Origin of the sequence: Pseudooceanicola marinus (assembly GCF_020177265.1) — a bacterium.
Taxonomy (GTDB): domain Bacteria; phylum Pseudomonadota; class Alphaproteobacteria; order Rhodobacterales; family Rhodobacteraceae; genus Pseudooceanicola; species Pseudooceanicola marinus_A.
The window spans coordinates 63,443-73,299 of sequence record NZ_JAIVMC010000009.1 but is presented as its reverse complement, the minus strand read 5'-3'; the positions used below and the strand labels follow the sequence as shown (position 1 = coordinate 73,299).

General features: G+C 66.7%; 14 protein-coding genes. 6 read left to right on the top strand and 8 right to left on the bottom strand.

Features of this window, described 5'->3' with window-relative positions; genetic code table 11:
- Positions 1-135 precede the first annotated feature (135 nt).
- Together LC066_RS16135 and LC066_RS16130 are read left to right on the top strand one after the other, a co-directional pair.
- Positions 136-606, top strand: a complete 471-nt coding sequence (locus LC066_RS16135; protein ID WP_224901099.1) for a GNAT family N-acetyltransferase — start codon at positions 136-138, stop codon at positions 604-606.
- Between the two features lie 3 nt (positions 607-609).
- Positions 610-1,074 carry a GNAT family N-acetyltransferase gene (locus LC066_RS16130; RefSeq protein WP_224901095.1) on the top strand — a complete coding sequence of 155 codons (465 nt, stop codon included), beginning with the start codon at positions 610-612 and terminating at the stop codon, positions 1,072-1,074.
- On the opposite strand, the gene LC066_RS16125 is transcribed toward LC066_RS16130, so the two are convergent.
- The gene (locus tag LC066_RS16125; RefSeq protein ID WP_224901092.1) at positions 1,071-1,490 is read right to left on the bottom strand and encodes a hypothetical protein; all 420 of its coding nucleotides are present in this window, start codon (positions 1,488-1,490) and stop codon (positions 1,071-1,073) included. The two genes, LC066_RS16130 and LC066_RS16125, sit on opposite strands and share 4 nt — an antisense overlap.
- Before the next feature lie 118 nt (positions 1,491-1,608).
- On the opposite strand from LC066_RS16125, the gene LC066_RS16120 reads away from it, so the two are divergent.
- Positions 1,609-2,379, top strand: a complete 771-nt coding sequence (locus tag LC066_RS16120) for a FadR/GntR family transcriptional regulator (RefSeq protein ID WP_224901090.1) — start codon at positions 1,609-1,611, stop codon at positions 2,377-2,379.
- Positions 2,380-2,578: 199 nt separating this feature from the next.
- Here the strand turns inward: LC066_RS16120 and LC066_RS16115 are convergent, their stop codons facing one another.
- From LC066_RS16115 to LC066_RS16095, 5 genes are all read right to left on the bottom strand, one after another.
- Complete coding sequence (locus LC066_RS16115; protein ID WP_224901087.1) at positions 2,579-3,139, bottom strand: F0F1 ATP synthase subunit B; 561 nt, start codon at positions 3,137-3,139, stop codon at positions 2,579-2,581.
- A gap of 5 nt (positions 3,140-3,144) precedes the next feature.
- Positions 3,145-3,687, bottom strand: coding sequence for a F0F1 ATP synthase subunit B' (locus tag LC066_RS16110; RefSeq protein ID WP_085889418.1), 543 nt, complete (start codon positions 3,685-3,687; stop codon positions 3,145-3,147).
- A 92-nt stretch (positions 3,688-3,779) separates the two neighbouring features.
- Positions 3,780-4,016, bottom strand: coding sequence for a F0F1 ATP synthase subunit C (locus LC066_RS16105; protein ID WP_010142019.1), 237 nt, complete (start codon positions 4,014-4,016; stop codon positions 3,780-3,782).
- Between the two features lie 76 nt (positions 4,017-4,092).
- Positions 4,093-4,857, bottom strand: coding sequence for a F0F1 ATP synthase subunit A (locus tag LC066_RS16100; protein WP_224901084.1), 765 nt, complete (start codon positions 4,855-4,857; stop codon positions 4,093-4,095).
- A gap of 2 nt (positions 4,858-4,859) precedes the next feature.
- Positions 4,860-5,189, bottom strand: coding sequence for an AtpZ/AtpI family protein (locus LC066_RS16095; RefSeq protein ID WP_222479988.1), 330 nt, complete (start codon positions 5,187-5,189; stop codon positions 4,860-4,862).
- A 318-nt stretch (positions 5,190-5,507) separates the two neighbouring features.
- On the opposite strand from LC066_RS16095, the gene LC066_RS16090 reads away from it, so the two are divergent.
- Positions 5,508-5,882: an ArsR/SmtB family transcription factor gene (locus LC066_RS16090; RefSeq protein WP_222479986.1), complete on the top strand. Its 375-nt coding sequence runs from the start codon at positions 5,508-5,510 to the stop codon at positions 5,880-5,882.
- On the opposite strand, the gene LC066_RS16085 is transcribed toward LC066_RS16090, so the two are convergent.
- Together LC066_RS16085 and LC066_RS16080 are read right to left on the bottom strand one after the other, a co-directional pair.
- Complete coding sequence (locus LC066_RS16085) at positions 5,879-6,781, bottom strand: DMT family transporter (RefSeq protein ID WP_224901081.1); 903 nt, start codon at positions 6,779-6,781, stop codon at positions 5,879-5,881. The genes LC066_RS16090 and LC066_RS16085 overlap by 4 nt on opposite strands.
- Positions 6,778-7,665: a LysR family transcriptional regulator gene (locus LC066_RS16080; protein ID WP_222479982.1), complete on the bottom strand. Its 888-nt coding sequence runs from the start codon at positions 7,663-7,665 to the stop codon at positions 6,778-6,780. Before LC066_RS16080 ends, LC066_RS16085 begins: the two co-directional genes overlap by 4 nt.
- A 198-nt stretch (positions 7,666-7,863) precedes the next feature.
- Between LC066_RS16080 and LC066_RS16075 the strand changes: the two genes are divergently transcribed.
- Together LC066_RS16075 and ffh are read left to right on the top strand one after the other, a co-directional pair.
- Positions 7,864-8,037 (top strand): hypothetical protein, encoded by a 174-nt coding sequence (locus LC066_RS16075; protein ID WP_222479980.1) that lies wholly within the window; start codon positions 7,864-7,866, stop codon positions 8,035-8,037.
- Between the two features lie 290 nt (positions 8,038-8,327).
- The gene (gene ffh, locus LC066_RS16070) at positions 8,328-9,857 is read left to right on the top strand and encodes a signal recognition particle protein (RefSeq protein WP_224901077.1); all 1,530 of its coding nucleotides are present in this window, start codon (positions 8,328-8,330) and stop codon (positions 9,855-9,857) included.

Genomic DNA, 9,857 nt, shown 5'->3' with positions numbered 1-9,857 from the left:
CGGGCCTTCGGCCTTTTGCCCGGACGGGCTTCGGCAGGCAACCGGAGGGCGCGTGCTGACGTTCGGACGGGGCATGGCGCCCACGACCATGTCCACCCCACGCCGCGGCGGCGCAAGTTTCGACGGAGTGACCAGATGACGACCCTTCATATCGCCCCCGCCTCGCCCCTGGCGCCCGAGGCCTCGGCCCTGCTCGACGCCTCCCAGGCGCTGATGCAGCAGCTCTACACGCCGGAGGAAAACAACTTCCTCAGCCATGAGGCGCTTTGCGATCCATCGGTGCGCTTTTTCACCGCCGCCGACGGCGCGGAAACGCTGGGCTGCGCGGCCCTTCAGATCAAGGAAGGCTATGGGGAGGTCAAAAGCTTCTACGTCACCGAGGCGGCCCGGGGGCGGGGCGTGGGCACGGCCCTTCTGCGCCGGATCGAGGAGACGGCGCTGGCGGAGGGGCTGACCGAACTGAAGTTGGAGACCGGCGACGCCCTGGCCGCCGCCTGTCGCCTCTACGAGGCCAATGGCTTCACCCGCTGCGGGGTCTTCGGCGACTATGAGGACAACGGCGTCTCGGTCTTCATGACCAAGACCCTTGTCCCGGTCGTGGCCTGAACCATGACCCCGCTGCGCCTCAGCCCCTCGGACAACCTGGCGCCGGTGCTGGCGCTGTTGCGCGACAGCTTTGCCACCATGGACGGGCGGATCGACCCGCCGTCGTCGCTGACCCGCATGGGGGTGGCAGAGCTGACGGCGGAGGCCACCCGGGCCGAACTGTGGATCCTGCCGCCCGACAGCGCCCCCGCCGCCTGCATGCTGGTGACGCCACGGGGCGATCATCTCTACCTCGGCAAGCTGGCCGTGGCGCCCGCGCGGCGCGGTGAAGGGCTGGCCCGGCAGATGATCGGCCAGGCGGAAACCCGGGCGCTGGCCCATGGGTTGCGTGAGATCCGCCTGCAGACCCGGGTGGAGCTGGTAGAGAACCACGCGACCTTCACCCGGCTGGGCTTCGTCGAGGTTGGTCGCACCGCCCACCCGGGCTTTGACCGCCCGACCAGCGTGACTTTCGCCCGGCGCCTCTAGATCCGCGTACAGTCGAGCACCAGGGCAAGCTCCTGCCCCCCCAACTGGCGCCAGCTTTCCACGATCTCGCAGTCTTCGGGCGGCAGCTTGTTGCGGTCGACGGCGGCTGCCTGGCCCGCCTCCCCGCCGCAGTCGAGGATCCCGAGGATGATCACCGCGTCGCCGCGGATCTCGGTCACGCGACAGCCGGTGACCAGCGCCATGGCCTGCGCCGCGCGGGGCCCGACCGGTCCGAGGCGGGGCGCATAGCGCGGGTTGCGGCGCACGGCCTCAGCCAGGCGCCCGCGCCGGCGCACGTCGAAGGTATCCGGGCCGATCAGCACGCGCACCCTTGGGCTGTGGCGAAAATGCGGATCGGGCATGCCGCAGCCCGACAGCAGCAGCAGACAGGAAAGGGACAGCAGAACCACACGCATGGGGCGCAGCCTCCCTCGGCCCTGGTTAACGCCTACTTAAGGTCCGCGAACACCGCGTGAGGGTTGCGCGGCCGCGCCGCTGGTCATAATTTCTGACCAATCCAAGCGAGGCCGCCCCATGCCCTTCCAGCCCATCCCGCCCGAGAAACGCGCCGACGCGGTGACCCGGCAGATCGAACTGCTGATCCTGCGCGGCATCCTGCGCCCGGGCGAACGCCTGCCGGCGGAGCGCGAGCTGGCCGAACGGCTGGAGGTGTCGCGCCCCTCGCTGCGCGAGGCGCTGGCAGACCTGCAAGCGCGCGGTCTGCTGGAAGCCCGCGCCGGCTCCGGCGTCTACGTGGCCGACGTCCTCGGCGCGGCCTTCTCCCCCGCTCTCGTGGCTCTGTTCCAGCGCCATGGCGAAGCCGTGCTGGACTACATCTCCTTCCGCCGTGACCTCGAAGGCCAGGCCGCCGAACGCGCCGCCCGCGCGGGTCTGCCCGCCGAACTGGCCCTGGTCGAGGCGACCTTTGCCAAGATGGAGGCGGCGCATGGCAAGGTGGACGCCGCAGAGGAGGCACGGCTGGATGCGGCCTTTCACATGGCGATCCTGGAGGCCTCGCACAACATCGTTCTGCTGCACATGATGCGGTCGATGCTGGACCTGCTGCGCTCGGGCGTCTTCTACAACCGGGACATCATGTTCGACGGCATGGCGGCGGCGGAGCGGCTGCTTGACCAGCACCGGGCGATCAACGACGCGATCCAGGCGCGGGATCCGGCCGCGGCCCGCGCCGCTGTCGAGGCGCACCTGGATTTCGTCCGGGCCGCCTACCAGGCGCGACTGGATGCCGCCCGGCGCGAGGAGATCGCGCAGATGCGGCTGGACCGGGAAACCTCCCGCAGCTGACCGGTCTGTGGGCCGGGCCGCCAAGGGGGCTCTGCCCCCGCCGCGCGCCGGGCGCGCGCCTCCCCCGGAGTATTTCCAGCCAGTGTATGAGGACGGTGTCACCGCGAGGTGGCCGGCCTTTGCGCAACCGATTGCTGTACAAAGCAAAACCCCCGGCACGTTGCCGGGGGTCTGCAAACTGTCAGCGAAGAGAGGCGGCTCAGTTGAGGCGCGCCTTGGCCTCTTCGATGGACTTTTCGGTCAGCTCGGCGGCCTTGGCGTCGGTCATCTGCTTGGCGATGACCTCCCGCGCGGCGGAAACCGCTGCGGCGATCGCCGTGTCGCGGACATCCTTCACGGCCGAGGCCTCTGCCGAGGCGATCTGCTCTTCGGCGGCGGCCAAGCGGCGGGTGATCGAGGCCTGCAGGTCCACCTTCGCCTGTTCGGCGGCGGCGGCGGCTTCGGACTTGGCGCTTTCGACGATGCGATCCGCCTGGGCCTGCACTTCCTTCTGCTTGCGCTCGTAGGAAGCCAGCAGCGCCTGGGCGTCTTCGCGCAGGGCCTTGGCCTCTTCCAGCTCCGACTTGATGCCATCGGCCCGCTTGTCCAGCAGACCGACGATCAGGCCGGGAACCTTGAAGTAGACCAGCACCGCAACGAAGACGATGAAGGCGATCAACACGATGAAATCGGTGTTGCCGAGCGAGAAGAACGGGCCGGTGGCCGCGAAGGCCGGGGTGGCCGCAAAACTCAGAGCGGCGGGAAGGGCGAGTTTCTTCATCGGGCTCATCCTTTCAGACGCTCGGAAACGGCGCCCTCGATCTCGTCGTCCTTGGGCGTGAAGCCCAAGGCGGCGACCAGCTCGGCGGCGGTATCCTTGGCGACGGTCTCCGCGGCCTCGGCAGCGCCGGCGCGGATCTCGTCGATGGCCTTGGCGCTTTCGGCGGCCTTGGCGGCGATCTCTTCATCGGCCTTAGCGGTAGCGGCCTTCAGCTCCTCGTTGATCTCGGCCTTGGTGGCCTCGACGATACGAGAGGCTTCGGCGCGGGCATCGGCGAGGGCCTTGTCGTAGGCGGCTTCCGCCTCCTTGGCCTTCTGCTTCAGCTCTTCCGCGGCGGCGATGTCATTGGCGATCGTTCCCGCCCGGTCCGCCAGAACCGCCCCGACGCGCGGCAGCGCGATCTTGGTGAGGATCAGGTAGATCACGACGAGCGTGACGATCAGCCAGAAAATCTGGTTGCCCCAGGTCGAGAAATCGAGCTGCGGCATGCCTGCGGATTCGGCTGCGTGGGCAGCGCCTTCCACGGCGTCGTGCGTTTCGGTCGCCATCTCTGCGAACTCCCGGGAACTGGATCTGTAGTCAAGTTACCACGGGTGAGCCCGAGGGGCCCACCCGCGCGTAAGGATCTGTTCCGGCAGTCTTAGACGGCGAACATCAGCAGCAGAGCGACGAGGAACGAGAAGATCCCCAGGGCTTCTGCGAAGGCCATGCCGATGAACAGCGTGGCGGTCTGCGAGGCAGCGGCGGAGGGGTTGCGGAGCGCGCCGGACAGGAAGTTGCCTGCCACGTTGCCCACACCCATGGCTGCGCCGCCCATGCCGATGGCGGTCAGACCAACACCGATGTACTTGCCCAGTTCTGCGATATCGCCTTCCATCTCGTTTTCTCCTTACGTTGGAATTGGCTGGATTGGATCGCACGGCAGGCGGACCTGCCCTGCGGATGTTCTAAACTCAGTGAGCCGGATGCAGCGCGTCCTTGAGGTACACGCAGGTCAGGATCGTGAAGACATAGGCCTGGATGAAGCCCACCAGGATCTCCAGCCCGTACATGCCGACGATGGCAATGATGGCAACGGGCGAGACCGCGGCGATGGCTGCGAAGCCGGCGAAGACCTTGATGACGGCGTGGCCGGCCATCATGTTGCCCGCCAGACGAATGGAGTGGCTGACCGGGCGGACGAAGTAGGAAATCACCTCGATCAGGGCCAGCAGCGGGCGGACGGCGGCGGGCGCCGAGGAGACCCAGAAGAGGCCCAGGAACTGCGCGCCGTGCAGGACGAAGCCCACGATGGTCACGGTCAGGAAGACGGCCAGCGCCAGCACGATCGTCACCGCAAAGTGCGACGTCGGCGTGAAGGACATCGGCAGCAGACCCAGCAGGTTCGAGAAGACGATGAACATGAACAGCGTGAAGACATAGGGGAAGAACTTCACCGCGTCCTTGCCGGTCACGTCCTCGATCATCTTGTAGACGAAGCCGTAGGCCATTTCCGCGATCGACTGGCCGCGCGACGGGATACGCTTGGCGCCCGAGGTCGCGAGGACCATCAGCGCCAGGATCGCCAGGACGGAGATGCCCATCCACAGGGTCACGTTGGTGATCGTGTACCAATGCACCTCAGAGCCGCCGAACAGCGGCTTCACGATGAACTGGTCCATCGGGTGGAAGACCAGGCTGGAACCTTCTTCTGCACCGTGCGCTGCTTCAGTCGCCATGCTTATCCCTCGTCATCGTCACCGGACGTCTTGCCGGTCGGTTGTTCCTGCAGCTCCTGCGCGGAGCGGAGCATTGTCTTGACCCCGGCTATGAAGCCCAGGAGAGTGAAGGTGATCATCAAAAGGGGCGCCGTGCCGATCAGCCAGTCGAGCCCGTATCCGATGCCGAAGCCAAGCAAGAGCCCGGCCACGAGTTCCGTCACCATCCTCCAGCCCACCTGGGCTGCGGAGTAATGATCCTGTCCGTGCGAGGCCTTTTGCTTGCCGCCCTTGGCCGCAGCGATCCGGGCTTCGAGATCCGAAAGGCGCGTCCGGTGATCCGGGTCAGACATGGCAGAGAAATCCCCGCTTTGGTTGCTGGTTTGCTAAGCGGCGGAGGGGTCCGAGTCAACGCCTCGTGATCAGGCGGCGCACCAAGCGTTAAGCCGTTGAATTCTAGTATTTTTGACGAGATGAATAGAGGAAGATTCAAGGAACTGGCCGGCATTGGCGGCCAAAAGGGGCTGAAAGGGCATTCTCAACCCTTCGGTTGAACATGGATTTTGGAGGCTTTTGCGGGTGTTTTGCCGGGTCAGGCGGGCGCCTGACGCTCAACTTGCAGGTTGAGCTTTGGCGTTGACCGGCGCCCGGGCGCGGCGTACCCCGAGGCCATGGCCCCTTCCCTCGACACCATCTTTGCGGCGCTTTCGGATCCGACCCGTCGGGCGATCCTGACCATGTTGCTGGAAGACGACATGGCCGTCACCGACGTGGCCGAGCCTTTCGAGATGTCCCTGGCGGCGATTTCGAAGCACCTGGTGATCCTGGCCAATGCCGGGCTGATCGCCCAGGAGAAACGCGGGCGGGTGAAGTGGTGCAAGCTGCAACCCGATGCCCTGCGCGAGGCCTCGGTCTGGATGCAGGGCTTCGGCCAGTTCGAGGCGATCAACCTCGATGCCTTCGAGCGCTTCCTGGAAACGGAACTGGCGCCCGCCGCCCTGCCAGGCCCCGATGAGGATGCGGGCGAGGAGGCCCCGGGCCGCTAGTCCTTCAGCAGGATCAGCAGCGCCACCACCGTCAGGCCGACGCCGCCCAGGATCATCACCGGCGGCAGGCCGCGGCCCAGCATCGCCTCCCACAGGATCACCCAGCTGGGCGTCAGGTAGGTATAGGCCATGACCTTTGCCGAGGGCAGGCGGAAGGAGGCGAATTGCAGCAGCACCCCGGTCACGGCGGAGGCGAAGACGCCCACGTAGAGCAGCGTGATCCAGACGATCGGCGGCAGTGACAGCCAGTCGGTCGCCAGGATCGACGGGTAGGCCCAGATCGCCAGAAGCCCCGCCCCTGCCAGCAGCGTGCCGAAGGTGAAGGCCACCGCCGGCTCGCCCCGGTTCAGCCTGGCCACCAGCGGCGTGTAGAGCCCATGGGCCACGCAGCCCAGGAAATAGATCTGTTCGCCCCGTCCTAGGTGGAAGCCCAGCAGGGCCCCGGGATCGCCGCGGAAGATCACCCAGACCGCCCCCAGGGCGCCGATGGTCAGCGCCAGCGCCATGCGCCCGGTCATCACCTGCCGCAGCAGCAGCCAGCCGAAGCCCGCCGACAGCAGCGGCACCAGGGTAAAGACCGCCGAGGTGGAGACCGGCTCGGCCGTCTTCAGCCCCTCGAACATCAGAGCAAAGTAAGCGCCGAAGAGGCCGCCGAGCAGGAGGTAGCGCCAGGGCGCCCGGAACTGCGCCAGATGCAGGCCCGGCCCCGCCAGGGCCACGCCACCCACGACCCCGGCCGCCAGCAGCAGCCGCACCGCGGTCAGCGCGGCGGGATTCACATGGGGGGCGGCCATGCCGGCCAGGGGAAAGCTGCCCGCGACAATGGCCGAGAAGGCCAGCATCGCCAGGTGCCCCTTCCGCCGTTCGGCGGCCGAGCCCCGCAAATCTGCGTGGGTCATTCGACCTCGTCCCGCAGGTGCTCCGTATGGTCCTTGAGGTATTTCAGGAAGGCCTGGACCTTGGTCGTGCGGTGCAGGTCCATGTGGGTGACCAGCCACAGCCGGCTTTCCCATTCCTCCAGCGGCGGGTGCACCTCCACAAGGTCGCCGCCGTCGGTGCTTTCATAGGTGCCGAGGAAGCCCAGGCCAACGCCCGACAGGACCGCCTGGCGCACCGCGCGGGTGTCGCCGGAGCGGAAGACCACCTGGTGCGCGGGCACGGTTTCGCGCATCCACTGCGCGAAGGGCGCGCGGCTGGCCTGATCGTCGAGACCGACGAAGCGATGCCCCGCCATCCGGTTGGGGATGTCCGGCATGCCGTAGCGGTCGATATACTCGCGGCTGCCGTAGATCGCGGATTTCAGTGTCAGGAAGGGCTGCACGACGTTGTCGGGCTGCTGCGGCGGACTGCCCGCGCGGATCGCCACATGGGCCTCGCCGTATTCCAGCCGGAACAGACGCATCGAGGTCAGGTAGCGCAGCTGCACGTCGGGGTATTCCGCCTGGAAGCCCGCCAGGATCGGCACCAGCAACTGGCTGAGCCCGCCGATGGTGGTTACCACCAGCTCGCCCGAGACCTCGTTGCCGCGCCCCTTGATCCGGGCCGACAGCTGGCTGAACTGATCGTCGGTGGCCTGGGCCACGCGCAACAGATCCTGCCCCGCCTCGGTCGCGGTGTAGCCCCGGGTGTGGCGCTGGAACAGCTTCACCCCCAGGCGCTTCTCCAGCGCGTCGATATGGCGGATCACCGTGGCGTGGTGCACCCCCAGAACCTCGGCGGCGCCGGACACGGTGCCCAGGCGGGCAACCTGGTACGCGGTGCGGATTTCATCCCAATTGTCCATGCGGCCACCTCGAAAACTCATGTGCGCAAGAAAACTATGCCGCCAGACAGATCGGTTTCCGTGCGGAAATGCAATGGCAAAACGTCATGCCGCCGCGGTTTGACCTACCGCAAGGTAAATCGCCGCGACTCTGTTATAGTGCAGTCTTCCCCGCAGGCGCCTTCCCTGTCTCTGCGGGAACGAAGGGAGGAATGAACCATGTTTGCCTTTTACCCGGCCTTCACCCCCGCCCAGGCTGCCGCCTACAGCTGGATGGCAGGTGTCACCTTCTGGATGACCGCGATGGAAATGAACGCGGCGCTGCTGAAGGGGATCCATGCCTCCGACCTGGGCAAGCCCGGCAAGCACCCCTATCACAGCACGCCGGTGTGACCTTCGCCGGGCGGCCCCCGCCGCCCGGCCCGCGTCTTGCCCTGCGGGGCCGTCACAGGCCGCTCCTGTTGACTCCCCCCACCCTGCGGCGTAAACCGCGCGACAATATCCCGGAGTCTAAGTTGATTCCGGTCCCATCGCCTTATGCGGGGATCGCCACCAGTCAGCGCGTTGCGCCCACTGGTGCGCTCGGACTTTGTGCCGACCTCGCCGGGCCGCATGGTTGAGCTTGTCACCTCCCCCACCCATCTGGGGGGTAATTCAGTCAGAGGCCATTGGAGGGCCGGGGCATGTTTGAAAATCTATCCGAACGCCTCTCCGGCGTCTTCGATCGTCTGACCAAGGCCGGCAGCCTGTCGGAGGACGACGTCAAGACCGCCCTGCGGGAAGTGCGCGTCGCCCTGCTGGAGGCGGACGTGTCGCTGCCTGTCGCGCGGCAGTTCATCAAGGCGGTGGAGAAGAAGGCCACCGGCGCCGCGGTCACCAAGTCGGTGACCCCCGGCCAGCAGGTCGTGAAGATCGTCCATGACGAACTGATCGCCGTGCTGGCGGGCGAGAACGGCGAGCCCGGCAAGCTGAAGATCGACAACCCGCCCGCGCCGATCCTGATGGTCGGCCTGCAGGGCGGCGGCAAGACCACCACCACCGCCAAGCTCGCGAAGCGCCTGAAGGAGCGTGAGCACAAGAAGGTGCTGATGGCCTCGCTCGACGTGAACCGCCCGGCGGCCATGGAACAGCTGGCGATCCTCGGCACCCAGATCGGTGTCGACACCCTGCCCATCGTCAAGGGCGAGGACCCGGTGGCGATCGCCAAGCGCGCCAAGACCCAGGCGGGCCTGGGTGGCTATGACGTCTACATGCTGGACACCGCCGGCCGCCTGTCCATCGACGAAGAACTGATGGCCCAGGTCGAGGCCGTCCGTGACGTGGCCAACCCGCGCGAGACGCTGCTGGTGGTCGACGGCCTGACCGGCCAGGACGCCGTGCACACCGCCGAGAACTTCGACGAACGCATCGGTATCACCGGCGTCGTGCTGACCCGGATGGACGGCGACGGCCGCGGCGGTGCCGCCCTTTCGATGCGCGCCATCACCGGCAAGCCCATCAAGTTCGTCGGCCTCGGCGAGAAGATGGAGGCGCTGGAAACCTTCGAGCCCGAGCGTATCGCGGGCCGCATCCTGGGCATGGGCGACATCGTCGCCCTGGTGGAGAAGGCGCAGGAAACGCTGGAGGCCGAGCAGGCCGAACGCATGATGAAGCGTTTCTCCAAGGGTCAGTTCAACATGAACGACCTGAAGATGCAGCTTGAGCAGATGATCAAGATGGGCGGCATGGACGGCCTGATGGGCATGATGCCGGGCATGAAGAAGATGGCCAAGCAGGTCGAGGCCTCGGGCATGGACGACAAGGTCCTGACCCGGCAGATCGCCCTGATCCAGTCGATGACCAAGAAGGAACGCGCCAACCCGCAGATCCTTCAGGCCAGCCGCAAGAAACGCATCGCCGCCGGTGCGGGCATGGAAGTGTCCGACCTGAACAAGCTTCTGAAGATGCACCGCCAGATGGCGGACATGATGAAGAAGATGGGCAAGATGGGCAAAGGCGGCATGATGAAACAGGCCATGAAGCAGATGATGGGCAAGGGCGGCGGCATGCCCGAGGGCATGGATCCCTCGCAGATGGACCCCAAGCAGCTGGAAGAGGCCGCAAAGGCCATGGGCGGCGGCAAGGGCCTCGGCGGCATGGGCGGTCTCGGTGGCATGGGCGGCATGGGCGGCGGTATGCCCGGCGGCCTCTCCGGCTTCGGCAAGAAGAAGTGA